Source organism: Nocardia rhizosphaerae (assembly GCF_042650365.1).
GTDB classification, from domain to species: domain Bacteria; phylum Actinomycetota; class Actinomycetes; order Mycobacteriales; family Mycobacteriaceae; genus Nocardia; species Nocardia rhizosphaerae.
Genome location: NZ_JBHSBA010000003.1, coordinates 296,794 through 321,508, shown reverse-complemented (window position 1 = coordinate 321,508; position 24,715 = coordinate 296,794). Strand labels below are relative to the sequence as shown.

Annotated in this window: 23 protein-coding genes; 12 read left to right on the top strand and 11 right to left on the bottom strand. The window is 68.1% G+C overall.

Features of this window, described 5'->3' with window-relative positions; all coding sequences use genetic code 11:
- Positions 1-287 precede the first annotated feature (287 nt).
- Both ACFOW8_RS03035 and ACFOW8_RS03030 read right to left on the bottom strand, forming a co-directional pair.
- On the bottom strand, positions 288-1,433 hold the full coding sequence (locus ACFOW8_RS03035) for an FAD-dependent oxidoreductase (RefSeq protein ID WP_378545075.1): 1,146 nt from the start codon (positions 1,431-1,433) through the stop codon (positions 288-290).
- Positions 1,430-2,332: an alpha/beta hydrolase gene (locus ACFOW8_RS03030; protein WP_378545072.1), complete on the bottom strand. Its 903-nt coding sequence runs from the start codon at positions 2,330-2,332 to the stop codon at positions 1,430-1,432. The genes ACFOW8_RS03035 and ACFOW8_RS03030 overlap by 4 nt, the downstream gene beginning before the upstream one ends.
- Positions 2,333-2,409: 77 nt before the next feature.
- Between ACFOW8_RS03030 and ACFOW8_RS03025 the strand changes: the two genes are divergently transcribed.
- Complete coding sequence (locus ACFOW8_RS03025; protein WP_378545069.1) at positions 2,410-3,114, top strand: TetR family transcriptional regulator; 705 nt, start codon at positions 2,410-2,412, stop codon at positions 3,112-3,114.
- Positions 3,115-3,249: 135 nt separating this feature from the next.
- On the opposite strand, the gene ACFOW8_RS03020 is transcribed toward ACFOW8_RS03025, so the two are convergent.
- Both ACFOW8_RS03020 and ACFOW8_RS03015 read right to left on the bottom strand, forming a co-directional pair.
- Positions 3,250-4,620, bottom strand: coding sequence for a cytochrome P450 (locus tag ACFOW8_RS03020; protein WP_378545066.1), 1,371 nt, complete (start codon positions 4,618-4,620; stop codon positions 3,250-3,252).
- 37 nt (positions 4,621-4,657) lie between these two features.
- Complete coding sequence (locus ACFOW8_RS03015; protein WP_378545063.1) at positions 4,658-5,914, bottom strand: serine hydrolase domain-containing protein; 1,257 nt, start codon at positions 5,912-5,914, stop codon at positions 4,658-4,660.
- A gap of 74 nt (positions 5,915-5,988) precedes the next feature.
- Between ACFOW8_RS03015 and lppU the strand changes: the two genes are divergently transcribed.
- Together lppU and ACFOW8_RS03005 are read left to right on the top strand one after the other, a co-directional pair.
- Entirely contained in the window at positions 5,989-6,639 is a 651-nt protein-coding gene (gene lppU / locus ACFOW8_RS03010) for an LppU family putative lipoprotein (RefSeq protein WP_378545060.1), read from the top strand.
- 25 nt (positions 6,640-6,664) lie between these two features.
- Positions 6,665-8,116 (top strand): MFS transporter, encoded by a 1,452-nt coding sequence (locus ACFOW8_RS03005; RefSeq protein ID WP_378545057.1) that lies wholly within the window; start codon positions 6,665-6,667, stop codon positions 8,114-8,116.
- A 51-nt stretch (positions 8,117-8,167) separates the two neighbouring features.
- Here ACFOW8_RS03005 and ACFOW8_RS03000 read toward each other — a convergent pair whose 3' ends face one another.
- A complete protein-coding gene (locus tag ACFOW8_RS03000) occupies positions 8,168-8,842 on the bottom strand; it encodes a serine protease (RefSeq protein WP_378545055.1) in 675 nt (224 codons plus the stop codon).
- A gap of 461 nt (positions 8,843-9,303) precedes the next feature.
- On the opposite strand from ACFOW8_RS03000, the gene ACFOW8_RS02995 reads away from it, so the two are divergent.
- From ACFOW8_RS02995 to ACFOW8_RS02955, 9 genes are all read left to right on the top strand, one after another.
- Positions 9,304-10,158, top strand: a complete 855-nt coding sequence (locus ACFOW8_RS02995) for an MlaE family ABC transporter permease (RefSeq protein WP_378545052.1) — start codon at positions 9,304-9,306, stop codon at positions 10,156-10,158.
- A gap of 3 nt (positions 10,159-10,161) precedes the next feature.
- A complete protein-coding gene (locus ACFOW8_RS02990) occupies positions 10,162-11,025 on the top strand; it encodes an MlaE family ABC transporter permease (RefSeq protein WP_378545049.1) in 864 nt (287 codons plus the stop codon).
- 6 nt (positions 11,026-11,031) lie between these two features.
- Complete coding sequence (locus ACFOW8_RS02985; protein ID WP_378545046.1) at positions 11,032-12,540, top strand: MlaD family protein; 1,509 nt, start codon at positions 11,032-11,034, stop codon at positions 12,538-12,540.
- Positions 12,537-13,562 (top strand): MCE family protein, encoded by a 1,026-nt coding sequence (locus ACFOW8_RS02980; protein WP_378545043.1) that lies wholly within the window; start codon positions 12,537-12,539, stop codon positions 13,560-13,562. Before ACFOW8_RS02985 ends, ACFOW8_RS02980 begins: the two co-directional genes overlap by 4 nt.
- Positions 13,559-14,554, top strand: coding sequence for an MCE family protein (locus ACFOW8_RS02975; RefSeq protein WP_378545040.1), 996 nt, complete (start codon positions 13,559-13,561; stop codon positions 14,552-14,554). The genes ACFOW8_RS02980 and ACFOW8_RS02975 overlap by 4 nt, the downstream gene beginning before the upstream one ends.
- Positions 14,551-15,663: an MlaD family protein gene (locus tag ACFOW8_RS02970; protein ID WP_378545037.1), complete on the top strand. Its 1,113-nt coding sequence runs from the start codon at positions 14,551-14,553 to the stop codon at positions 15,661-15,663. Before ACFOW8_RS02975 ends, ACFOW8_RS02970 begins: the two co-directional genes overlap by 4 nt.
- A gap of 8 nt (positions 15,664-15,671) precedes the next feature.
- Entirely contained in the window at positions 15,672-16,760 is a 1,089-nt protein-coding gene (locus tag ACFOW8_RS02965) for an MCE family protein (protein WP_378545034.1), read from the top strand.
- Complete coding sequence (locus tag ACFOW8_RS02960; RefSeq protein ID WP_378545031.1) at positions 16,757-17,935, top strand: MlaD family protein; 1,179 nt, start codon at positions 16,757-16,759, stop codon at positions 17,933-17,935. The genes ACFOW8_RS02965 and ACFOW8_RS02960 overlap by 4 nt, the downstream gene beginning before the upstream one ends.
- Before the next feature lie 132 nt (positions 17,936-18,067).
- Entirely contained in the window at positions 18,068-18,835 is a 768-nt protein-coding gene (locus ACFOW8_RS02955; protein WP_378545028.1) for a hypothetical protein, read from the top strand.
- Between the two features lie 81 nt (positions 18,836-18,916).
- On the opposite strand, the gene ACFOW8_RS02950 is transcribed toward ACFOW8_RS02955, so the two are convergent.
- The 6 genes from ACFOW8_RS02950 to ACFOW8_RS02925 all read right to left on the bottom strand — a co-directional run bounded on the left by ACFOW8_RS02950 (position 18,917) and on the right by ACFOW8_RS02925 (position 24,657).
- A complete protein-coding gene (locus ACFOW8_RS02950) occupies positions 18,917-19,438 on the bottom strand; it encodes a ribonuclease H family protein (protein ID WP_378545025.1) in 522 nt (173 codons plus the stop codon).
- Between the two features lie 10 nt (positions 19,439-19,448).
- Positions 19,449-19,922: an SRPBCC family protein gene (locus tag ACFOW8_RS02945; RefSeq protein WP_378545022.1), complete on the bottom strand. Its 474-nt coding sequence runs from the start codon at positions 19,920-19,922 to the stop codon at positions 19,449-19,451.
- A 67-nt stretch (positions 19,923-19,989) separates the two neighbouring features.
- Entirely contained in the window at positions 19,990-21,195 is a 1,206-nt protein-coding gene (gene lhgO / locus ACFOW8_RS02940; protein ID WP_378545019.1) for an L-2-hydroxyglutarate oxidase, read from the bottom strand.
- Entirely contained in the window at positions 21,192-21,845 is a 654-nt protein-coding gene (locus ACFOW8_RS02935) for a hypothetical protein (protein ID WP_378545016.1), read from the bottom strand. Before ACFOW8_RS02935 ends, lhgO begins: the two co-directional genes overlap by 4 nt.
- 557 nt (positions 21,846-22,402) lie before the next feature.
- Positions 22,403-23,194, bottom strand: coding sequence for a TIGR03084 family metal-binding protein (locus ACFOW8_RS02930; protein ID WP_378545013.1), 792 nt, complete (start codon positions 23,192-23,194; stop codon positions 22,403-22,405).
- Between the two features lie 107 nt (positions 23,195-23,301).
- A complete protein-coding gene (locus tag ACFOW8_RS02925) occupies positions 23,302-24,657 on the bottom strand; it encodes a hypothetical protein (protein ID WP_378545010.1) in 1,356 nt (451 codons plus the stop codon).
- Positions 24,658-24,715: the final 58 nt, after the last annotated feature.

The following is a 24,715-nucleotide window of genomic DNA, read 5'->3' as shown; positions in this document are numbered from 1 at the left end:
CGCCCTGACCGTCCATTCCTACCCGGCACCGGTGACACCGTGCCAGTGCCGGCGCCTGCCGATAACGGTCCGGCAACTCTGTGCGCTGGATCACATAACACGCTGTGATGCACCGTCTTTCGGCAAACGCCACGCTCACGGCGGCGAGTCGGCGACGGTGAACGAGGCCGAGCCGAAAACACACGAGTGTGAGCTTCAAACGTCAAGTGACCGAAATCACTACGCCGATGTGAACTGGCTCGCTGCCGGTACGGCGGTCCGGGCGGGGTGGCCCGGACCGCCCGGATTCAGCGGCGGTCCAGCCCGGACAGGCGAAGCGCGAGCCGGTTCCTGGCCGGGGAGGTGCGCCCGGCCAGACCGAGGACGGTATTGCGCACCGGTCTGGCCCACGCGGGAGCGGTCGCGAGGTCGGTGAGCCTGCTCGCCATCGCGACGACGCCCTGCGCGGTCTCGCGCCGCCGCGCGGCGTGCTCGTCGAGCAGGCCGTCGTCGGCGCCGCCGAGCACCCGCGAGAGTGTGCTGGCGGCGGTGATCGCGTCCTCGATGCCCAGGTTCATGCCCTGGCCACCCGCGGGCGAGTGGACGTGGGCGGCGTCGCCTGTCAGCAGGACCCGACCCCGCCGGAAGGTGTCGGCGATCCGGTGGTGCACGCGGAAGCGCGAACCCCACACCACTTCCTCGACCCTGGCCGGGCGGGCCAGGGGGCCGCGCTCGTCGAGCAGGGCCTGCACGAACGCGGCGTCGGGCTCGGCGGGCGCCTGATCGACCGTGGCGACGATGCGGAACCGGTCGTCGGGCAGCGGCGCGACCACCGCGAGACCGGCGGGCGAGAAGTAGAGGATCACCTCCTCGCGCGGCACCCCGCCGGAGAGCCGGACATCGGCGAGCACGAACGATTCGGCATAGCTGCCGCCGGTGAAGCCGATGCCGGCCTGCTCGCGGACGATGCTGTGCATCCCGTCGGCGCCGAGTAGATAGCGCGCGCGGATCGGTTCGCCCTCGGCCAGTTCGGCGCGCACCCCGTCGGCGTCCTGGCTGATCGCGGTGACGGTGACCGGCCTGTCGACCTTTCCGCCGAGTCGGGTGAGCCGCTCGAGCAGGAACCGCTCGGTGTCGGCCTGGGAGATCATCAGCGTGTACGGGTAGCGGGTGGGTAGCCCGGTGAACGGCACGGCCATCAGCAGTCGATCGCGGTCCCGGATCGCGAAGGTCGGGGTGTGCACGCCGCGAGCGACGAGTTCGGCTGTCACACCGTAGGGTTCGAGGATCTCGAGGGTGTGTGGATGCAGGACCGCGGCGCGTGAGGTGTTCGCGCCCTCCGCCTGTTTGTCGACGACCACGACGTCGTGGCCGAGCTGTTCGAGCACGACGGCGGCGGTGAGGCCGACCGGCCCGGCGCCGACGATCAGCACATCCGCCTGGGGGCTGCTCATAGTTTCTCCCTGAGTTGATCTGTTGCGGTACGGAGGAAGTCGATCTGTTCGGTGCCGACCCGGGCGCGCAACGCCGGGTCGGTGTAGAAGCTGAAGTGGGTGCCGGGGTACACGCGCAATTCGCCGCGGGGTGCCCGCTCGGCCAGTTCGCGGCTGGTTTCCACGGGTGTCTCCCGGTCGTCGGCGGCCGCGCAGACCAAGAGTGGGCAGGACAGGCGGGTCGCGGCGTCGGCGGGGTGGTAGCGCGTCATCATGGTGAGCAGGGCGCGCGGTGCGATGGTGTTGCGCCACAGCGTTTCTCCGCCACCGGTGAGCGTGTGGATGTGCGCTTCGGCCTCGTCTGTGGTGGTGACGGCGAGCGTCCCGGGCGCACCGACCATGGGGATGTAGAACGGCCGCAGCCGCAGTGCGCCGCGCAGCGCGTCGTACCCGATCGCGCCGAGCAGCCGCAGGGTCTCGGTGGTCGATCGGCCTTCCACCTTCTTCGGGAAGCCGTTGAACGGGATCTGTGCCACCACGGCCGCGATCCGCGGATCGTCGGCACCGATGGTCACCGCGTGCGCGCCGCCGAGCGAATTGCCCCATAGGGCAATGCGTTCCGGGTCGATATCGGCATGTCCGCGGGCGAAGGCGACGGCGGCGCGCAGGTCGTCGAGCTGGCCCGCGATCGTGGCGACCTGACGTGGTTCGCCCTCGCTGGCGCCGAAACTCCGGTAGTCGAACACCAGCGCCGCGAACCCGGCATCCGCGAAGTGCTCGGCGTAGTCGAACAGCCGGTCCATGGTCCCGCTGAAGCCGTGGCAGAGCACCACGCAGGGGACGGGGTCCTGGCCATGGGGTAGCCAGAGGTGGCCCGCGCAGCGGGTACCGGCGACATCGAACGACACTTCGGTTCTCATGGTGACCACCCTGCGGCGATAGACTGACCCTTGGTTGGCAATCTACCCCATCTACTGACCATAGGTAAGTCGACATCGTGACAACATCCGAGCGGATTCTCGCCGCGGCAGGCGAGCTGTTCTCCCGGCGCGGGTACCGCGCCGCGTCCATGCAGGCCATCGCCGACGAGGTCGGCATCACCAAGGCCGCCCTCTACTACCACTTCGATTCCAAGGAGGCGATCCTGCAGCGGCTCACCGTGCCGCTGCTCGACGAATTGGAGGCGGTCCTAGGCGCGGCCGAGGAGGCAGGCGAGGCCGAGCGGGTGCGGTGGCGGGCGATCGAGGGCTACGTCGACGTGCACCTGCGGCACCGGCACACCCTGACCATGCTGGTGAAGGACATGACACTGCTGGTCCAGGCCCCGATCGCCGACCGGTTCCGCACCGCGATCGCGCTGGCCAACGAGCTGGTCGCAGGCCCGTCGGCTGATCTGGCGCAGCGGGTACGGGCCGCGCAGGTGGTGGCGGGGCTGGCCGATCCGGTGGTGCTGTTCCGGGCCGAGCCTGCCGACGAACTGCGCGCGCTGATCCTCGACGGTGCTCGCGCCCTGCTCGGCGAACCGGTCGCGGCCAGGCCGCGCGGACCAGCCCGTGGCCGGGCGGGCGGTCGTCCGGCCAAGCTCGGTGCCGATCTGGTCGAGCAGGTCGTCCGGTTGCACGCCGACGGGGTCGCCGCGGCGGAGATCGCCGCCAGGTTCGGGGTGTCCAGGGCGACGATCTATCGCTGTCTCAAAAACTAATCCGGCCGTGATTTGATTTTGATACGAGACAGCGGCCATCGCAGGAACTCGCCGAGCGCGGGTATCGCGCGGTCGGCGCAGTCCTCGTGCACGGCATGCCCGCAGCCGGGCAGCTGTGACGGCCTGTGCCGTGGATCACCGCGCGAGCAGGGTGAACCGGATCGGCCGGTCGGGCGCGGTCGCGAGATTGCGCGGTACCGCGCGCGGCCGATCGGCCGCCAGCGCGGGGTCGAGTCGCAGCCGAACTTCGGTGAGTACCGTGGCCAGCACCACCCGCAACTCGAACTCGGCCAGGGTGGCGCCGATGCAGCGGCGATGACCACCGCCGAACGGGGCGTACTCGAACGGGCCGACCTTGCGGTCGAGAAAGCGCTCGGGGTGGAACAGGCGGGGCGCGGGCCAGCTCGACGGTCGGCTGTGCAGTACCCCGACCGCGAGGCCGATCGTCTGCCCGGCCGGCAGCTCGAGTCCACACCACCGCGCGGGCGCGGTGAGCGTGCGCAGCACCATGGGCACCGGTGGGTGCAGGCGCAACGTCTCCTGGCACACCGCACCGAGCAGCGGTAGTGTCGCCTGCTCGGTGGGCTCGGCGGTCGCCGCCAGTTCGTCGGTGAGCCGGGCGAGCAGTCCTGGCTCGCGATGCACGTGGTACAGCGCCCAGGCCAGTGTGGTCGCGGTCGTCTCGTGCCCGGCGACGAGCAGGGTGCGCAGCTGTTCGCAGAGTTCGGAATCGATCAGGGTGCCGCCGTCGTCGTAGCGGGCGGCCAGCAGCAGATCGAGCAGGTCGCCGTCGCCGGGGCCGTCGCGGCGGCGACGGTCGATATCGGCCAGGATCAGCCGGTCCACCCGCTGCCGGGCGGCGACGAATCGACCCCATGGACCGAAACCCGTCGGCCCGCGCCGCAGGATCGGGGCCGCGAGCAGCGGTGTGGTGAACGCCGAGAGGAAATCGCCGACCGCACGGGAGTATGCGTCGATTCGGCGCCCCGTTGCACCTGGTTCCGACGGCACGTATTCCGCTGAGCCGGTGTCACTTCCGAATACCGCGGCCAGAATGACACGCAGGGTGATCGAACGCGCCACGGTGAGCGCGTCGATCCGGGTACCCGGCCGCCATGGACCCGTTGGACCGGAACCGGATTCGAGCTCGCCGAGCGCGGCATCGCGAATCACTCCCGCCAGTGCCCGCACCCGTGGTCCGTGCATCGATGGCGCGAGCAGCGCGCGGTCGGCGCGATGCCGCGACCCGGAACTGAGGATCAACGAGGCAGCGCCGACCATCGGCTCGATCGGATTCGGGGCGGGCGGGCGAACCAGCTCGACCGGGAGCCGGAACAGCTCGCGCGCGCCGTCGGCGGTGCCGGTGAACAACACCGGCGGAAAGCCGGGGAAACCCACCGCGAACGGATCACCGTGGCGGGCACGGCGCCGCAGATAGCCGTCGAAGTCCACCGCCGCCGCCAGCCCATGCGGCAGCGACCAGCGCGGTGGACGTGGCACGGTCATGTCCATCACTACGATCCGCGGGCCCGAACGGTTCGACCTACGCTTCGGCGGCCCTGACCTTGCGCACCGTGCCCTGCGCGATCGCCGACAGTTTCGCCAACCGCGCGTCACCGAGCGCGGTGACGGCATTGCCGAGCCGGTTGGTGACGAACGCGATCGACATCCGCAGATCCGGGTCGGCATAGGCGCCCGACCCGCCGATGCCGTAGTGCCCGAACGCGTGTCGTGGCTGCTGTTTGGTCATCAGCACCGGGCGGTGATAGCCGAGGGTGAACCGCAACGGCAGCCCGAGCACGTAGTCGCGGCTGTCGGTCTGCTGGGTCCGGTTGACCGTCTCGATGGTCTCCGGCCGCAGGAATCGCACCGCCGTGTCGTCGATGTACACGACGCCGTCATTGGCGAGCGCGCCGTACATCCTGGCGAGCGCGCGGGCCGAGAACACACCGTTCCAGCCGGGCATCACCGCGTCGTGCACGCGCGGATCGCGCACCAGCTCGTCGAAACTCTCCGGCATCCCCGCCTCGGCGAGGCCACGCGCGGGCCTGACCCACGACAGCACCGACGACGCGGTGTTCCAGCGGATTCCCGGCGGGGCGAGGTGCGGGAAGATCTTGGCGATCCGGTGCCGCTGGCCCGGCGGCACCTGGAACCAGAACTCCTCGGCCGCCAAGGGCTGCGCCACTTCTCGCCGCAGCACCGCGGTGAACGGCTCACCGGTGACCCGCTGCACGATCTCGGCGACCAGCCAGCCGAAGGTGATCGCGTGATAACCCGACGCGCGGATCCGGCGCGGATCGGCCGGGCTCTCGGCCAGCGCGGAGACCACCGCCGCGTAGTCGAGGATGCCCTCGCGGCCTGGCACGAGTCCGCGCACCCGGTGCAGCCCGGCACGGTGCGAGAGCACATCGCGCACGGTGATGTCGTGCTTGCCGTGCGCGGCGAACTCCGGCCAGTACGTGGCGACCGGCGCTTCGTAGTCGATGAGACCGCGCTCGGCCAGCCGGTGCACGACCGTCGCCGCGACGCCCTTGCCGGTGGAGAACGCCAGCGCCACGTGCTCGCCGTTCCAACGCTGGTCCTTGGCCGCCCACCCCGCCCAGACATCGACGACCGGCCTGCCGTCCAGATAGATCGCCAAGGCGCCGCCACCCCGGCTCGGTTGCGGGAACAGCCCGAAGAAGTGGTCGGCCAGCCGGATGAACCGCGGATCGATCAGCATCTCCCGCGGCGCGGCCGGCGGCACCCCGCCGCGCTGGGTCTTCGGCCCGAAATCTCCCGCCGTTGCTGCCACCATCGGGTTCACCTCCTGATGTGGGTTCGGCCGGGGAGGCCGGAAGGCCAGGGTAACCCGGCAACCGGGTTCGGCTGATGGAGTCGACGCAGGTGGCTCCGGTGGTGTATTCACAGAAGGTGTTTGCAGACCTGCCCATCGGCCGGATCGCCGGTGCCGCTGCCTTCGCGGTGACCGCGTTCTTCGCCTCCGGCTGCGGTGGCACCATCGACGGCCACGCGCAACCCGCGATCGACGTGGTCCCGGCGACCAGCGACGCCACCACCACCAAGCCGACGACCACCAGGCCGGCGCCGACCACGACAAGCAGGGGCGGCACCACCGACTTCGAGGCGAGCATCGGCGATTGCGTCGCGCTCGGCGGCACCGTCGACGACGCGACGATCGAGAAGGCGTCCTGCGGGAGCCGCGCCTCGAACTACAAGGTCATCGGCAAGGCCCCGACCAGCAGCGGCTGCGTGAGCGACCGCGACAACTTCTACGCCGAGACCCTCAACGGCATCGAGACCGGCGCGCTGTGTCTCGACATCGACTGGGTGGTCGGCGGCTGCATGGATGTCGGCGGCGACGAGCCGACGCGCATCGAGTGTGGCGAGGCGGCGACCGAGCCGGTCAAGGTCATCACGATCGACACCGATTCCGACAGCGTGGACAACTGCCCCGACGCCGCCGATTCCGGGTTCAAGTACGCCGAACGCCGGGTCGTCGTCTGCGTGCAGAGCCTGTAGCGCCGCGAGCGGCTACCGTGGTCGGGTGCCCCCGACCACGACGGTTCGGCTGAAATCGGCCACGGGACGGTGGATCCTGCTCGCCACCATTCTCGGGTCCTCGATGGCGTCGCTCGACGCCACCGTGGTCTCGGTCGCGCTGCCGCGCATCGGCGAATCGCTGCACACCGACGTGGCGGGCCTGCAGTGGACCGTCAACGGCTACACCCTCACCCTCGCGTCGTTCATCCTGCTCGGCGGCTCGCTCGGCGACCGGCTGGGTCGGCGGCGCGTGTTCGTCTGGGGGATCGTCGGATTCGCGCTCACCTCGCTGCTGTGCGCGGTCGCGGTGAATATCGAGATGCTCGTGCTTGCCAGGTTGCTGCAGGGGGTCGCGGGGGCGCTGCTCACTCCCGGCAGCCTCGCCCTGATCTCGGCGTCGATCGACGAACGTGATCAGGGCAGCGCGATCGGACTGTGGTCCGGTCTCGGCGGGGTGGCCGGTGCGTTGGGGCCGCTGCTCGGCGGCGGGTTGATCGACCTGGTCGGTTGGCGTGCGATCTTCCTGTTGAACGTGCCGTTGGCGTTGGTCGTCGCGGTTGTCGCGATCCGCTCGGTGCCGGAGAGTCGCGATCCCGCCGCGCCGACACGGATCGATGTGCCGGGCGCGGTGATCGTCGCCGTCGCGCTCGGTGCGCTCACGCTCGGTCTGATCGAGACACGGCCGACGCTGATCGGGGTCGGTGTCGCCGGGCTGGCCTGTTTCGTGCTCGTCGAGCTGCGCAGCCCGAATCCGCTTGTCCCGCCGTCGCTGTTCGCCTCGCGGGTGTTCACGGTGGCGAATCTGGTGACGCTGTTCGTCTATGCCGCGCTCGGCGGTGTGTTCTTCCTGCTGGTGCTGCAATTGCAGCTGGTCGCCGGGTACTCGCCGATGGCGTCGGGCGCGGCGAGTCTGCCGGTGACGCTGCTGATGCTGGTGCTCTCGGCACCTGCGGGGCGCTGGGCGCAGCGGCACGGTCCGCGGCTTCCGATGACCGTCGGTCCGCTGCTCGCCGCGGTGGGCGTGTTCGCGTTGCAGCGGGTCGGGGCCGAGGCGAACTACCTGACCGATGTACTGCCCGGCGTCGTCGTCTTCGGTCTCGGCCTCGCGATCATGGTGGCGCCGCTGACCGGCGCGGTGCTTGCCGCGGTGCCCTCCGCCGACGCCGGTATCGCCTCCGGGGTCAACAACGCCGTCGCCAGGACCGCGCAGCTGCTCGCGGTCGCCGCGCTACCCGGCATCGCTGGTCTGTCCGGTGCGTTCGGCGATCCGGTCGCCTTCGGCGCCGGGTTCGACACGGCCATGCGCTGGTGCGCGGTGCTGTTGCTGATCGGTGCGGTGCTGGCCGGGGCGTTGCTGCGGGTGCCGCGCCGGGCGCCGGATCCGGAGCGGGTCGACTGCCTGCCGCACTGCGCAGGCGCCGACGGACCGGCGCTGGCACCGGGCACCCCGAAATGACAGCGGGCCGCGTGGACGACGTCCACGCGGCCCTCGGTGCGACGGGCGGGATCAGATCGGGTGGTAGCCCGCGCCGACACCACCGCGCGCGTTGATATCGGCCATGATCGAGTTCATGTTCGTTCCGACCTCGGGTCCGAGGCAGGCCACCGCGAGGTAGGCGTTCACCATGCCGACCAGCGTCGAGCCGACCACCACCGGTGCCCCGGAATCGCCTTCGACCACGCACATCTGCGACCAGGTCTCGGTATTGGTCTGGAAGACATCACCCCAGGTGATGCCGCAGGTGTTGCCGGTGGTGCGGCCTTCCTTGCAGACGATTGTCGGGAACTGGGCAGGCCCGCCGAGCCCGGTGATGCTGACATTGCCGATCCGGTTCACCGGGATGATCCGGCCGGGGGTGAACTCGATGACCGCGTAGTCGAGTTCGTAGTTGCTGTAGGCGAACCGGCCGATCTGGCCGAATCCGCGGTCGATCTCGGCGGTGACGGTGGAGCCCGCGTCGCCACAGTGCCCGGCGGTGAGACCGACCAGTCGGCCCGCACCGTCGTGCCCGACGGTGGTGACGGTGCATTCGAACATGTCGTCGATGACGATTCCGGAGCCGCCGCCGATCACCGGGGGGCCTGGCTGTGCCTGCGAAGTGCCCGCGCCGGTGCCGAGGAGCGCGGCACCGAGGGCGACGGCGAAGGCGGCGCCTGCCACCTTGGCGAGTGTGGTGAACATGTCCCTCCAGACGTCGGAAGCCCGCACGATATCAATTCGGTCTGCCTATCGTGCCTGTATTCCGTCCCGGGCGCGCCCCGCCACCCCGCCTCGCAAAACGATAGCTAATAGCTATTACCGTTTGTGATCGTTTGTCCAGTTTTATGCCCGGCTGTGATTCGTCCGGGCTTTCGATCGGAGCCTTTCGTTATGGATGACAGTTTTCCGCGAAATTAATTTGGCACCACCGACGACGTCGGGATTCGGTACCTGAAACGACATCTCGCGTATCCGGCATACATGGACAATTGCGGGCTGTATGGTCCGACCTGGCGGGACTCATTGCTGTTTCGCGACAGTGACCTCTATCTATGACAGCGCTCACATGTCGGTGGTGTGTTCTGCGCTACTCCGTAGTAAGGTGCGTCAAGCAAACAAGTCGTCGGGGTATTGATGACCTGGCGTCGAGAGGGGTACAAGCAGTGCAGTCGACCAAGAGTCCGCCCGCCCGATCCCGCGTCGACGACGCGGTGGACTGGACCAAGGGCCTTTGGGAAGACCATCCGAAGAAGTCGCTCGAGACCTTCGGCCGACAGATCACGATGGGCTTCGAGGCGATCACGGAGCTGATCGTCGCGATCTTCCGCCGCCGCTTCCCCTTCGACGAGTTCGTGCGTCAATGCGCCTTCATGGCCAACGTGGCCGCGGCGCCGACCCTGCTCGTGGCGATCCCGATCGCGGTGATCGTGTCGATCCAGGTCGGCGCGGTCGCCGGGCAGGTCGGCGCCACCTCGTTCATCGGCGCGGCCAACGGCCTCGGCATCATCCAGCAGGGCGCGCCACTGGTCACCTCGATCATGATCGCGGGCGCGGTCGGCTCGGCGGTCTGTGCCGATCTCGGCTCGCGCACCATCCGCGAGGAGATCGACGCGATGAAGGTGATGGGCGTCGACCCGTTGCGCAGGCTGGTCGCCCCCCGGCTCGGCGCCGCGATGATCGTCAGCTTCCTGCTCTGCGGGTTCGTCGTCTTCGTCGGCTTCATCACCGGCTACATGTTCAACATCTTCGCCCAGGCGGGTACCCCAGGCTCGTACATGAGCACGTTCGCGTCCTTCGCCGTCACCCGCGATCTCGCGGTGGCGCTGCTCAAGTCGGTGATCTTCGGGATCATCGCGGGCATCATCGCCTGCGACTCCGGCCTGAACGCGCGCGGTGGCCCCGGTGGTGTCGCCAACGCGGTGAACTCGGCGGTGGTCAGCTCCATGGTGATGCTGCTCGGTGTCAACGTGGCGATCACCCAGATCTACGCCGCCGTCTTCCCCCCACAGGTGGTCTGAGCCATGTCAGCAACATACGTACCTCCCCTGCTGCGCCCGCTGCGGCAACTCCAAGCCGTCGGCAAGGCGCCGATCGACATGCTTGCCCGACTCGGGCATCAGGTCTTCTTCTTCCTGCGCTCGGTCGGCTCGATCCCACTGGCGTTCAAGCAGTATCCGAAGGAGATCTGGCGCCTGCTCTCCGACGTCACGTGGGGCAACGGCAATATCGTCGTCGGCGGCGGCACGATCGGCGTCATCCTGATCATCAGCGCCTTCGGCGGCATGACGGTGGCCATCCAGGGTCACACCTCGCTGAACCTGCTCGGCTTGAGCCCGATCACGGGCGCCATCTCGGCCTTCGCCACCACTCGTGAGCTCGGGCCACTGCTGGCCGCGCTCGCCTTCGCGGCCCAGGCGGGCTGTCGATTCACCGCGCAGCTCGGCGCGATGCGCATCTCGGAGGAAATCGACGCGCTCGATTCCATCGCGATCCGCCCGCTGCCCTACCTGGTGAGCACCAGGATGATGGCCGCGGTCATGGCGATCGTTCCGCTGTACTGCATCGGCCTGGTGATGGCCTACGTGTCCTGCGCGGTCACGGTGCAGCTGATCGGCGGTACCGCGTCGGGTACCTACTCGCACTACTTCTACCAATTCCTGGTACCGACCGACGTGCTGTACTCACTGCTCAAGGCCATCGTGTTCGTCATGATCACGACGTTCATCCAGTGCTACTACGGCTTCTTCGCCTCGGGTGGTCCCGAAGGCGTCGGTGTCGCGGCCGGCCGCGCGATCAAGATGTGCATCATCCTGGTCGTGTTCGCCGACCTGTTCATGACTTTGGCGATCTGGGGCGTCGACCCCGGAATCCGGATCTCGGGGTAGGCGCGGATGATCATCGATCCCAGTGGGCGCGGGCCCACCATGAAACAGCTGTACATCGCGGGTGCCTGCGGACTCGTGGTGTTCGCGGTGATCCTCGGTTTCCTCATGGCGAGGTACCAGGGCTACTTCGTGCCCAAGGTGAATGTCGCGGCGAATCTGTCGACCACCGGTGACGGCCTGCCCTCGGACGCGGACGTGAAGTTCCGCGGCGTGCTCGTCGGCTCCGTCAAGGACGTCGACATCGTCGACGAGGGCGCGATGCAGCAGGTGAACATCGAGCTCAAACCGGAGTTCGCAGGCGACATCCCGGCCAATGTCACCGCCCGCGTCGTGCCGAGCAACCTGTTCGCCGTCACCTCGGTGGAGCTGGTCTTCAACGGGCCGTCCAGCGAATACCTGCACGAGGGTTCGCAGATCCCGGAGGACCGCAGCAAGGGCACCATCGCCCTGCAGGACACCCTCACCACGGTGCGCGACATCCTCGACGAGGTCGACCCGGTGCAGTTGGGCCGGGTGCTCGGCACCCTCACCCAGGCGCTCGACCCGAGCGGCCGGGTTCCCGGCTCCACCATCGAGCGCCTCGATCACTGGCTCACCACCGTGGCCGATGCCGGGCCCAACCTCGGCGGCATGCTCGACGACTTCTCGGCCTCGGCGCGCGCGCTGAACCAGTCGGCGCCGGAACTGCTCGACGTACTCGGCAGCTCGGTGCAGACCGCGAACACCATCGCCTCCAAGCGCGACCAGCTGATCGCGCTGCTCGCCGGTGCCAGTGCCACCACCGACCGGGTCAACGACCTGTTCGCGGCCAACCCCGATGTCGGCAAGGAAGTCACCACCGGCATGAACGCCACCCTCGGCGCGCTCGCCGCCGATCCGGCGTCGATCACCAGGCTGTTCGAGGTGTTCGGCCCCTCGCTGGCCGCCCTCAACAGCACCTTCCACGGCGGACCGAGCGGCAAGCAGATGGTGTGGAACGCGGGCCTGACGTTCACCCCGTGGCGACCGAACACCGTCGCCGAGTGCCCGCGCTACGGTGACCTGCTCGGCCCGAGCTGCTTCACCGCGCCCGCCGAGGTGAGTCTGCCGCCGATGCCGGAGAGTGTGCGTCCGCGCGCGCTCGACTCGGCGGCGGGCCTGCCGCCGCTGGTCGCCATCCCCGGCATGCCCGCGATCCCCGGCCTCACCACGCCGGGCATCGCGCCGATGCAGACCGCGGAGGGCACCGAGATCAAGCCGTTCGCCGGCACCCCGCTGGAGGGCCTGGTCCCGTCGATCCAGATTCCGGGCCTGCCCGGCATTCTCGGCGGCCAGCCCGCACCGGCGGCGGCCCCGGCCGAGGCGCCCGCCGAGCCCGAGCCCGCGCCGTCCGGCACGCCGATCTCCTACTACCAGGGCACGGACGCGATGACCCAGCTGCTCGGTCGTCAGCCGACGGCCTCCGAATTCCTGCTGCTCGGTCCGATTTTGAAGGGCGGAACCCTGCAAGTGTCCGAAAACGGGGGTGGCGCATGAGCATCCGCAAACCGCTGATCGGGTTCAGTATCTTCGCACTCGTCTCGATGCTGGTCATCGTGGTCGTGTGGAATACCCTCGCCCGCTCGGTCGACGGTGACACCCGCAAGTACACCGCGATCTTCACCGATGTCCTCGGCCTGCGGCCCGGCGACGATGTCCGCATGGCGGGCGTGCGCGTCGGCAAGGTCGAGAAGATCGAGCTCGACGGCAAGAACGACGCCAAGGTCTCGTTCATCGTGCAGAGCGACCAGACCGTCTTCGACGACACCAAGGCGCTGGTCAGGTACCAGAACCTGATCGGCCAGCGGTACGTGGCGCTGGCGCCGGGCGCCTCGGCGAATCCGCAGGCGCTCGACAGCGGCTCGGTGATCCCGCTCGAACGCACCGAACCGTCGTTCGACATCTCGGCGCTGCTCAACGGTTTCCAGCCGCTGTTCCAGGCGCTCGAGCCCGCCGAGGTCAACGCCATGTCGGAGACGCTGATCCTGGCGCTGCAGGGCGACGGTGTCTCGCTGTCGTCGTTCATCATCCAGGCCGCGCAGCTGGCCACCGACTTCCAGCGCCGGGACGCGATCCTGTCCGACGTGATCACCAACCTGTCCGGCGTGATGGCCGGGTTGGCCAAGCGAGGCGATGAATTGGAGACCCTGGTGACCCAGACCCGCGCCCTGATCGGCGGGCTCTACGAACAGGGACAGTCCCTGCAGAACTCGACCGTCGTGCTCGCCGACGCCACCACCTCGCTGGTCGGCATGATGAGCAAGATCCAGCCCCAGCTGGCCGCCACCCAGAACTCGACGACGGCGGCACTGAACCTGCTGCTTGCCAACGGCGCCAAGCTCGACCAGGTCGCGATCGACATGCCGTCGATGCTGGCCGACCTCGGCCGGATGACCTCCGAGGGCACCCACGCCAACGCCTACCTGTGCGGCCTCGACGTCTCGCTCTACGGCGTGCTGTTCCCCCGCGGTCTGTTCAGCCAGATCGGTGGCACCGGGCACTCGGCGGTGTGCCGATGAGCAAGCTGAAGAGTTCCTTCCTCGGGAACCGCAATTTCTGGCTCGGTGTCATCGGCTCGCTGGTGATCGTGCTGCTGCTGATCGGTTCGTCGATCTACCAGTTCATCGGGCTCGGCAGGCAGTCGATCGAGGCCGAGTTCGTGCAGGCCGCCGGGATCAAGACCGGCGACAAGGTGGCGGTCTCGGGTGTGCAGGTCGGCACCGTCACCGGCGCCAGGATCGAGGGCGACCACGTGGTGGTCACCCTGGATGTGGACAGCTCGCTGAAGCTCGGCCCCGACGCGCACGCCGCGATCAAGATGGCCACGCTGCTCGGTGCTCGCTACGTGGACCTGAATCCCGGCGACGGATCGGGCCTGCCCGACGACACGATTCCGCGCACCAACACCGACGTGCCCTACGACATCGCCGATGTCGTGCAGATCGGCACGCCGAAGTTCGAGGAACTCGACACCAAGAAGCTGGCCGCCTCGCTCAACACCATCGACTCCGAGCTCGGCGACTCCCCCGAACTGGTGGCGCAGGCGCTCGACAGCGTCGGCGCACTGGCCAAGGTGGTCGATCGGCGCAAGGGCGAGGTCGACAGCCTGCTCAAGGACCTCAACCGGGTCACCCAGCTGCTCGCCGACAACCGCAACAGCATCCTGCTGGTGATCACCCAGGGCGAGGCCATCGCCAACCGGGTGATGGAGCGGCAGAACCTGCTGCGGCAGCTGCTCGACAACATCGCCACGCTGACCCGTCAGCTGGAGGAGATCGGTGCCCAGAACGGTGACCAGTTCGCCGGCACCATCGGCCAGCTCAACACGATGGCGCAGGGTCTGCAGAAGAACAAGGACAACCTCGACAAGCTGCTGCAGATCGGTCAGCCGACGGCGCGCTACTTCAACAACGCGCTCGGCAACGGCAACTACGGCGACGTCTCGCTGCCGTGGTTGTTCCCCGACAACTGGCTGTGCTTCGTGCAGGTGATCCAGGGGTGCGAAGGATGAAATTGACATCGACATTCCGCAGCGGCAAGGCGCTGGGCCGATACCTGATGATCGGCGCCACCGCGCTGGCGCTCGGCAGCTGCTCGCTGCTGCCCGGCTCGGTGAACGACGCGCTCGGCCGCACGACCAAGATCACCGCGGACTTCGAGAACATCGCGGGCATGTACGAGGGCAACGAGGTGATGGTCCTCGGCCTCGCGGTGGGCACGGTCGACAAGATCGTGCCCAAGGGCACCTTCGTCGAGGTCCACATGACCATCGAGCCCGGGGTGAAGATCCCGAAAGAGGCCATCGCGGCGATCGTCTCGCCCTCGATCGTCACCGACCGGCACATCGAGATCACCCCGCCCTACACCGGCGGTGAGGCGATGGAGTCCGGCCAGCACCTGACCAAGGCCAGCACCAGGACCCCGGTCGAGTTGGACACGATGATCAAGACCATCGACCAGTTCTCCGCCTCGCTCAAACCCGAGGAGGGCCAGGAGGGACTCGGCCCGCTCTCCGGCCGGGTGCTCTACCCGGTGCTCAACGGCAACGGCCAGAAGATCCGCGAGACCCTCGACGCGCTGTCGAGCGCGTTGAAGGTCGGTGTCGACAACAAGGACGCGATCTCCAACATCATCATCAAGCTCAACGAGCTGACGACGATGCTGGCCGAGAACGACCAGTCGGTGCGCGATTTCAGCAACCGGGTGACCGCCATGTCGGGTCTGCTCGCCGAGCAGGCGCCCGGCCTGCAGGCCACCCTGGACCAGCTCAACCAGTTCCTGGCCAACACTTCGACCACCTTCGGTGTGCATGCCGACGAACTGTCGGAATCGCTGACCGGCCTGACCAATGTCACCAACCAGCTGCGCGCCAATTCGGGCGCGATGGTCGAGATCGTCGACATCGTTCCGCTGCTGATGCAGAACATCGACGGCGCGATGGACAAGGAACGCCGGTTCGTCCGGCTGCACGGCCTGATCGGTACCGCGCTGTCCGGCGAGATCGTCAGCGTGTTCTGTGAACGCATCCAGATGCGTTCCGACGGCTGCCGATCCGGGAACATGCAAGACTTCGGCCCCGACTACGGTCTCACCGCCGCACTGCTTGGACTCACGAAATGACGCGACGTATGACGAAGAGAGCCCGCCGCGCGCTCGTTGCCGCGGCAGCGGTGGCCACCGTGACGATCACCTCCGGCTGTGGATTCACCGTCGAGGATCTGCCCCTGCCGAAACCGGGTGCCGAGGGCGAGACCTACACCCTGCACGCGATCTTCGACAATGCGCTGAACCTGCCGGATCAGGCGAAGGTGAAGATCGGTGGTTCCGACGTCGGGGTGGTCTCGGACATCTCGACCAAGAACTTCCAGGCCACGATCGATATGGAGATCAGCACCGATATCGAGCTGCCCGAGGGCACAAGGGCAGAGCTGCGCCAGGCCACCCCGCTCGGTGACGTCTTCATCGCACTGAGCAGGCCGACCACCGAGACGAGCGGCGCCACCCTGGAAGACGGCGACACCCTCACCCGCGAATTCACCTCGGCGGGTGCCACGGTGGAGGAGCTGCTGATCTCGGTGTCGATGCTGTTCAACGGTGGTGGCGTGGCGAGCCTGAGCAGGCTCGGCACCGAACTCGGCGCGATTCTCAACGGCCAGGGCGGCAATCTGGGGCACCTGATCTTCGAGATGACCGGTGTAATCGGGGAATTGAACAACAACAGCGCCCGGATCGACACGGTGCTCACCGAGTTCAACACCCTGGCCAACACCATCGAGAACAACAAGGCTCAGCTCGGTCAGGTCGCCGACACGCTGCCCCAGGCCATCGGCGCGATCGCCGAGAACAACCAGGCCATCGGCGATCTGCTCACCAAGCTCTCCATCGCGAGCGCCGCACTCGGCGACTACTCCAACACCACCGGTGACCAGCTCTCCGAACTGCTCACCAATCTCGACAATCTGATGAACGCGCTCGCCGCGACCGGCGACAACTTCGGGTACGTGCTCGACCAGCTGCACGCGATCCGTCCCGGCGCGAACCAGACCTTCAAGGGCAAGTCGCTCGCGCCGTACGCGACGCTGACCAACCTCGACATCGGGCTGCTGACGAGTCCGGACGCCAGCAAGTTCCCGGACCTCAAAGATGTGAATGATTTCGTCGGCAGCTTCATCCAGGTGCTGCAGATCGTTCAGGGCCGGGTGGGAGGCCACCGATGAACAAGGTGAAGAAGTTCTTCAGCAGCAAGATCCTGCTGGCCAACGCCACGCTGGTGCTCGTGCTGATCGTCGGTGCCACCTACCTGCTGGTGAACGTGATGCGGGTGAACCCGCTGCGGGCCGAGTACGACGTGACCGTCAACCTGGACCGCTCCGGTGGTCTGCAGCCGGGCAACGACGTGACCCTGCGCGGGCACCGGATCGGCAAGGTCACCTCGATCGAGCTGATCGACGAGGGCCAGGCCATCGCGGCGAAGGCGGCGATCGACAAGAGCTACAAGATCCCGGTGGACACCGAGATCCAGGTCGCGGCGTTGTCGGCGGCCGGTGAGCAGTACATCGACTTCCGCCCGAACACCGATGTCGGCCCGTTCCTCGGTGACGGCGCGGTGATCGAGTTCGACCCGGAGCAGATCCAGACCCCGGTGCCGGTGTGGGCGGTGCTCGACGATACGAGCGCGCTGATCGCGCAGGTGGATCCGCAGCAGTTCAAGACCATCCTTTCCGAGCTCGACATCGCGCTCGGTGGCGGTCCCGATCAGCTGCGTGGCCTGGTCAACGGTGTGAGCCTGGTGGTGGCAGGCCTGGAGAATCTGCTTCCGCAGACGGTGAATCTCATCGCCAACCTGCGGGTCATCGCCAACACCACCTCGCAGGCGCAGCCGGATCTGCAGACCCTGACCAGCAATTCGGGCGCGCTGCTCACTCAGTTCAACAACGCCAACGCCGAGTTGCAGGGTGTGCTCGACAACGCGCCGGGCCAGTTCGAGGCGCTCGGTGCGGTGCTGGACAAGACGGCCGATCCGATCAGCGCCCTCGCGTCCAACTTCGTCGCCATCACCAGGGCGGCGCAGCTGCGCACGCCCGCGCTGCGGCTGCTGTTCCCGTCGCTGGCGATGGGCTTGGAGTCGATCGCCATCCCGGCCCATGACGGCGAGTTCCACACCATCATCGATATCTGGCCGCGTCCGACCTGCTACTACGCGACGGAGTACCGTCGTAACGAGGAAGTCCAGGACGGGTCCATCCCGAAGTGGAACTACTGCGTCAACCCGCCCGCGGATCAGCAGATCCGTGGCTCGGCGAACGCGCCGCGTCCGAACGTGCCCAACAACGGCGCGCAGATGCCGCCGGGTGTCGATCCCAACGAGAGGACCCCGATCCCGGTGAAGTGAGTGGAGTAGCTGCCCGCCCGGCCACACCGGCGCCGGCGGAAGGCATACTCGCTTGTGGAGAGCGTGTGGCCCGGATCACGGGCTCACGGAGCATATCGGTGCCATGTGCCGGGAAAGAGCAGGATTGATTCGATGACCAGCGACGACGCCGAGAGCAAGAAGGACGACGCCGCGGCGGACAAGCCCGACCTGGCCAAGTCGGCCCCGACCGTGAAGGGTGCGGCGGCCACGCCGGAGGACGACGCCGCGACCGTCAAGGCGGCGACCGTGTCCCCCGCGCCTGCTCCGGCTCCGGCCGGGAAGTCGGGTTCGACGGGCTGGCTCGCGGCTGGTGTCGCCGGTGTGGTCGCGCTCGGCGCCGCCACCGCCGCGGTGGTGTTCTTCCTGCAGAGCAGTGACCGCGGCGACAAGCTCGACGCCATCGCCGAATCGACCGAGGCGGCCTGCGAGTACGGCGGCATCCTCGCCAACTACGACTACTCGCAGGACCTCGACGGCTACATCGAGTCGATGAAGGCGGGCGCCACGGGCGACTACCTGAAGGAGTTCTCCGACGCCGCCGAAGCGCTCAAGGGCGCGATGGTGCAGGCGCAGGTGAAGTCGCGTGGTGAGGACGTGCAGTGCGCCTACATCTCGGGCAGCACCGAGGACGTCAAGGCCATGGTCACCATGACCCAGTACCGGACCAACTTCACCCAGACCGAACCGGACCGGATGATGTTCGCCATCGAGATGACGCTCGAGAAGTCCGGCGACAAGTGGCTGGTGAGCAAGCTGGACTCGCCGCTGCTCAAGGGCGGCGGCCAGGTGCCGGGTGGGGCGGCGCCCGGCCAGGTGCCCACCCAGGAGGCACCGGCACCGGAGAACCCGGAGGCACCGGCGCCGACGCCGGGCAACTGATCGATCGGCGAACGCCTCCGGCGGCAGCAGCGCGCTACCGCCGGAGGCGTTCTCGTGCGGACTCTCCGGTCGTGCCGTGCGTCAGAACAGGGTGAGTGACCCCGACGGCGCTGCGGGCTCGACCGGCTTCCCAGTGGTCCGCGGTCTGGTGGTCTCCGGTGCCGGGACGGGCCGGGCCGCGGCTTCGCGGGCGGCGGCGCCCGCCAGAGTGTCGGCCTTTTCGTTGAAGTAGTTGCCCACGTGTCCGCGTACCCAGCGGAACCGCACCGGACCTTCGCGGGTGGCGATGGCTCTATCGATCTGCTTGATGATCTCGACGTTCTTCACCGCGCCGCCGGTGGAGGTGCGCCAGCCGTTGCGCCGCCAGCCGGTGATCCATTCCGACGCGCACTTGATCGCGTAGAGGGAATCGCTCTCGATGAGCATCGGCTCGTCGCCGGGGTGGGCGCGGATGGCTTCCAGCACCGCGCGTAGCTCGGCGATCTGGTTCGTTCCGGTGGCGGCTCCCCCGCTGTCGGCGGGGCCGTGATGGTTCACCCATGCCCAGCCGATGGCACCGCCCGGGTTACGCAGGCAGGACCCGTCGGTGCTCACGATGATCATGACCGCCACCCTAGGCGATGCGGCCGACAAGATCGGTACCGTGAAATGCCTCGATCTCCCTTCGCAACCGCGATTCGGTCCGGCGCAGTGCCGTCCTCGCGGCCGCGTCGACGAGGCCGTGGCACAGGCGGCCGAACACTCCGCGGGGTGGTGGATAGTCGGCTTCGGAGGTCAGCACCGACCGTTCGTAGCCGAGGGGGTCGAACCGCAGCGTCACGGTGCCGGATAGCCGCCCACGCAGGGTATACCCGAGCACCGCGTTGCGCCGGTACTCGGTGATCTCGCAGGTGGACCGCAGCGGGATCACCCCGAACAGCCGGACACGCAGCGCGTAGGCGGCACCGAGGCCACTCGTCGGCTCGCCGACCGGTTTGGCCTCGGTGACGCCGGACATCCAGTCCGGAATGAAGCGGAAGTTCTCGGCGTAGGCGAAGGCGGCGTCGACGGGGGCGCCGACGTCACACGCGTACCTGATGTGGCCCATCGGCCCTCCCTGATCACGGATGGGCCAAAAGTACTACAGATTTCCTCTTTATTTGTCGGTTTCCCGGTCAGAGCTGGTCGACGAGGTATTCCGCGATCGGCATCGCCGAGGTCGCCGCCGGTGACGGCGCGTTGAGCACATGGATCGACCGCGGGGTGCGCTCGATCAGGAAGTCGTGCACCAGGCTGCCGTCCCCGAGTACCGCCTGCGCGCGGATACCGGCGCGATGCGGCAGCAGGTCGGTGGCGGTGAGCTCCGGGCAGTACCTGCGGCATTCGGCGAGGTAGCCGCGCTTGAACAGGGAGTTGCGCAGTTCCCTCGCCCCGGTCCGCACGTGCGCGCGAGCGAGTCGGTGGAAACCGCGGAACCGCAGCACATCGGCAGCGTCACGTGCGTTCACACTGCCCTTGGGATAGCCCTCCCTGGCCAGCCCGAGCACCGCGTTCGGGCCGACGGTGAGGTCGCCGTCGATGGTCGGGCTCAGGTGCACGCCGAGAAACGGCAGCGCCGGGTCCGGCACCGGATAGATCAGCGTGCGAACCAGATCGGCCCGTTCGGCGGGCAAACGGTAGTACTCGCCGCGGAACGGGACGATCCGGAAATCGGTGCGGATACCGGCCTTTCGCGCCATCCGGTCGGCTTGCAGACCGGCGCAGACCACGAGCGTGCGCGCGGCGATGGTACCCGTCGGGCCGGAAATCGTGACGGCCGTGTCGCTTTCACTGATCGCCTCGATCGGGGTGGCGAGGCGGACCTCGCCACCCATGGCGACGACCTGATCGGCCAGCACCGCCGCGACCCGCGCGTAGTCGATGATGCCGGTCGCGGGCACGAACAGCGCGCCCGCCCCGGCGATCCGCGGCTCCCGCCTGCGCAGTTCGGCGGCATCGATCGCCTCGACGTCCACCCCGTTGGTGACGGATCGGTCATAGAGCGCGCGCATTCGCTCCAGCTCGCCGGAATCGGTGGCCACCAGCAGTTTTCCGCATTCCCGGAACGGGATGTCGTTGGCGGCGGCGAACTCCTTGGTCCAGCTCGCGCCCGCCCGGCACAGCCGCGCCTTCAGGCTGTCCGGCGGATAGTAGATCCCGGAGTGGATGACGCCGCTGTTGTGACCGGTCTGGTGCGCGCCGAGGGCCGGTTCCTTCTCGACGAGTACCAGGGTCGCGCCGGGGAATCTGGTCAGCAGCCGGTGGGCCGTCGCCACGCCGACGATGCCGCCGCCGAGCACGCAGAAGTCGTACGCACCGCCCGCGGTGCCGCCAGAACTCACACGTCGACGGTAGTCGGCACCTGCTTGACGTCACCGGCCGGTTCACCGGTGGCGGGCTCGCCGGGCACCTGGCCCGGCTTCTGCACCCGCTCGATCCGCAAGGTGTGGCTGCCGAGGGCGGGGTCGGTGAGCACGAACACCAACTCGCCGCGGCGGGTGTCGAATTCGGTGCGCAGGGCGGTGACGGCGGAGGGATCCGCGGCGCCACCGAGGTACTTCGACGCGATCGTCACCAGGTTGGTGTCGACGGTGAAGGCGACGGTATCGGTCTGTGCCGGCGCGACCTGCGCGCCGACATAGGTGGTGCCGATGCGCAGCTGCCCGGTGAGCGTCGAGTCGTCGGCCCTCGCCGCGGCGGTGGACCGATACGTGGCCACCGATTCCTGCGCTGGAATCTGCTCGGTGGACATGGCCAGCGGCACGATCTCGCTGGTGAACCGTGGGGTCGGGCCGTCGCCGAGTGCGGGCCGGTGCTCGCCCGGTTCCGGCGGCACGGCCGGTGCCGCGTAGCCGCCGGTGGGTGGCAGGGCGATCTCGGGCATGTTGTTGACGATGTATGCGCCGGCCGCGACGGTCAGGCTGAGGCTCGCGGCACCGGCGACGACGGTCGCGGACAGGCGCGCGATCTGCGCAGGTCTATGTGCGGTCACGATGCGTCCTTCCTGTACCTGTGGGTCTACCCGGGAGCCGGGGCCCGCATCGTTGAAAGCCACGCGCTGACTTCCACGGTACGGGGTGCTAGCTGGAGTTAGCACCCCTCGTTGGTGAGAGCAGGATCACATCTGGTCACTCGACCTATACCGCCAGGTCAGTGTGGTGCCAGGCACTCGCGGGTGTTTCTCACACCGCATCATCGGGTAACCCGGGAATGCAGGCGAGCGTCGTTCGCGACTGCCCGGAGGTCGCCCCCGGCCAACGAAGTCCGGGGCAGTCACCAACGAACGGCGCTCAAAGACCGACGCTCGCCTGTGTTGGTTGGAGCGCTGGCGCGCTCGGGTCGCGGCCCCTTGGTCCCCGTCGATCAGGCGCCGTTTCTTGCCCCTTCGTCGCTTGCGAAACGGCGCCTGATCGACCCTGATCGACTCCGACGGGTCGCGACCGTTGCTGCGGGCTCTTCGCGGTCGGGCCGTGTGGGGCTGGATTGGGTGGTGCGCTGCGTGATGTGTTGGAGCGCGGGGCGAGCGGTTGTGCTTCGGGGTGCCTGGGCTCAGGCGAACTGGCCCGCTTCCCGGCCTGGGCCGGGTGGGCCTGCGAAGGCCTGGGCGATGGTGAGCCAGTGTTCGGCGTCGGGGCCCTCGGTGACAAGGGCGGTGTCGTCGCGGTGGCGGCGCTGGGTGGCGACCAGGCAGAAATCGATGGCTGGGCCGGTGACGCGCTGGTTCGCCGTTTCCGGTCCCCAGGTCCACAGGGTGCCGTCGGGGGCGGTCAGCTCGACCCGGAACTCCTCGGCGGGGCCGGACTCCCCGTGCACGGTGTACGCGAAATTCCTGGTGCGGACGCTGATGTGCGCGACGGTGCGCAGCCGGGCGGTCGGGGTTCTGGTCACACCGAGTGCGTCGGCGACATCCTGACCGTGCGCCCAGGTCTCCATGATCCGCGCCGAGATCATCGACGCGGGGCTCATCGGCGGCCCGAACCACGGCAGCTTGGTGCCCGCGGGAACGGCGGCCAGCGCGGCGATCAGCGCGTCGCGCCCGGCCCGCCAGCGGTCGAGCAGCTCGGCGGGCGGGGTCTTCGCGAGTTCATCGGCGGCCTCGTCGACGAAGGTGAACATTTTGGGCGCGGCCTCGGCCAGTAGCTTCGCGAAGGTCTCGCCGTCGGTGGCGGCGATGATCGACACCTCGTCGGTCCAGGCCAGGTGGGCGATCTGGGTGGCGATGTCCCAGCCGGGCGCCGGGGTTGCGGTCTGCCATTGCGCGGGTGTCAGCGGTGCGACGATGTTCTCCAGGTCCGCGCATTCGGCGGCGAAATCGTCCAGCAGCGGTGCGAGGTCAGCCATCTGTTCCCTTGCCGATCATGGCGCGGCCGGGTCCAGCGCGCCTCGTCACCCAGGTTCGCAGCGGGCCGGGAAAAATGCAAGCATGCGTGCTTGTTATTCGCGGGCGATCACCAGCCGAACGTGATCAGGTGGACCGCGCCGACGACGAATCCGAGCGCACCCCCGTGCACATACAGCAGCCAGGCATCCTGTTCGACCGCCGCGTAGAACATCTCCATGAACTCGCCGGGGGTCAGTTTCTGCAGCTTGCGGTCGGCGAAGTCATCGATCTTCTTCGCCTGCTCCAGCACGAACTTCTCGTCGTCGACCATCTCGGGCGCCAGACTCAGGCCCGCGCCCGCACCGGCCGTCGCGAGGTTCTCGTAGCCCTTGCGGCCGATGGCCGCGCGCACCATGAACGCGGTCGGGCCGAGCTGTTCGCGGATCTCCTCGGCGACGACCCGCTCGATCAGCTGTCTGGTCTTGTCCCCGTTCGGCCCCTCGAGCAGCTCGGTCGACAGGTTCTCCACCGTCAGCACCTGATAGGCCAGGATGTGGGCCAGATCGGTGGCCGCCTGCGGCTGGCGCTTGGCCAGCAGCGCCTGGCGCCACGGGTACTTGTAGCGCGGCTGCGGATCGCCCGGCTCGAACACCATCTTGATCGCGATGTAGTTCACGATCACGCCGATGGCCGCCGAGGCCAGCAGCACGATCGCCCACGCGGGCACCAGCCCCCAGTACGGGATCTGCGCGTGCACGTGCAGATACAGCGCGAGCGCCAGGCCGAACGGCGCGCCGAGCAGCCCGATCCGCACCATGAACTTCAGTTCCGGTGCCGCGATGGTGGTGGTCAGGTCCTTGAGGATCTCCGGGTTCTTCTCCAGATACCGGATCACGAAGCTCTTCACGTCGAGCAGCTGGTCGATGTTGTCGCCGAGGCTGGCGAACGCGCGCCTGCCGAGCGCGGGCAGCTGCCGGTCGACGCGCTGGTAGACGGCCTGTTTCACCGGTCGTGGCAGCGAGCGCCACAGGTCGGGATTCTCCCGGTACATGATCTCGTCGACGATGGGCCGTACCTGATCGCGGGCCCGTTCGGCCAGGTAGTCGCCGATCCCGTCGAGATCGAGTTCGTGGATGAAGTCCTTCGGGCTGCCGATCCGCAGCAGCGCCTTGTCCACGCAGATGCTGGCCATCTTCTCCGAACGTGCGGGAATGAAGCCCTGGAAGCCGAGCCTGCGCCCGTCACCGGAGAAGGTGGGCAGCACCTGCACGCGGCGTGGCAGGTATGGGTACAGCACATGCAGCATCGGCACCCGGAAGCCCTTGAACTGCACCGGCCAGAACAGCATCAGCACGCCGGTCCAGTTGGTGAGCCACCCCGCCACCGCGGCGAAGATCGGAAAGGAGATCAACTCCACCACGAACTTCGACTGACCCGTGAGCTCCTCCCAATCGATGAAGAGTCCGGAGGCCAGTGTGGTCATGGAGGAGCCCCCTAGTGCTGACGCGCGAGATCGAGAAGAACCTGAGGATAAGGCAACC